At 45.8% G+C, this 782-nt stretch carries 4 tRNA genes; all 4 read left to right on the top strand.

Features of this window, described 5'->3' with window-relative positions:
• Window positions 1-49 precede the first annotated feature (49 nt).
• The 4 genes from C9J46_RS21355 to C9J46_RS21340 all read left to right on the top strand — a co-directional run bounded on the left by C9J46_RS21355 (window position 50) and on the right by C9J46_RS21340 (window position 425).
• Window positions 50-125 (top strand) — tRNA-Lys (locus C9J46_RS21355).
• A 31-nt stretch (window positions 126-156) separates the two neighbouring features.
• Window positions 157-232 (top strand) — tRNA-Val (locus C9J46_RS21350).
• A 39-nt stretch (window positions 233-271) separates the two neighbouring features.
• A tRNA-Ala gene (locus C9J46_RS21345) sits at window positions 272-347 on the top strand.
• 2 nt (window positions 348-349) lie between these two features.
• Window positions 350-425 (top strand) — tRNA-Glu (locus C9J46_RS21340).
• Window positions 426-782 lie beyond the last annotated feature (357 nt).

Below are 782 nucleotides of genomic sequence, written 5' to 3'. Positions count from 1 at the left end.
AGGGGTTCGACTCCCCTACGGGACGCCACTTCTCTTTGAAGTGCAAATTGGGTCGTTAGCTCAGTTGGTAGAGCAGTTGACTTTTAATCAATTGGTCGCAGGTTCGAATCCTGCACGACCCACCATTCTTTCTCACGAAGGAATTAAAACTATCGTGGGCGATTAGCTCAGTTGGGAGAGCACCTCCCTTACAAGGAGGGGGTCACTGGTTCGAGCCCGGTATCGCCCACCATTTTCTCTTTAGAGAACTTCTTAAAAGAAGTAAAACATTGGGGTTATAGCTCAGCTGGGAGAGCGCCTGCCTTGCACGCAGGAGGTCTGCGGTTCGATCCCGCATAGCTCCACCAATGTCCCGTTCGTCTAGAGGCCTAGGACACCGCCCTTTCACGGCGGTAACAGGGGTTCGACTCCCCTACGGGACGCCACTTTGTAAATACATTCTTATGAGTGTGATTAGAAAGTGGATCTTTAAATAGAAACACAATGCTCTTTAACAATCTGGAAAGCTGACTAGTAAATTCAATCAACAGATTGATTTTAAAAAATGTTTTTATCTTCGGATAAAAACGAGTTCTCAAACAATACACATTCAAGTGTCTTGTATCGAGTCCGGCGAAAAACCAACGTTTAATACTTTCTTGATCGAAGTGTTAAACACAAACCTTGGTTGTTTGAACATACGAAACCTCTTGGGGTTGTATGGTTAAGTGACTAAGCGTACACGGTGGATGCCTTGGCAGTCAGAGGCGATGAAGGACGTATTAACTTGCGATAAGCCCAGA

Source organism: Photobacterium sp. GB-36, assembly GCF_003026135.1.
Taxonomy (GTDB): domain Bacteria; phylum Pseudomonadota; class Gammaproteobacteria; order Enterobacterales; family Vibrionaceae; genus Photobacterium.
This window is presented reverse-complemented; position numbering and strand designations above follow the sequence as displayed.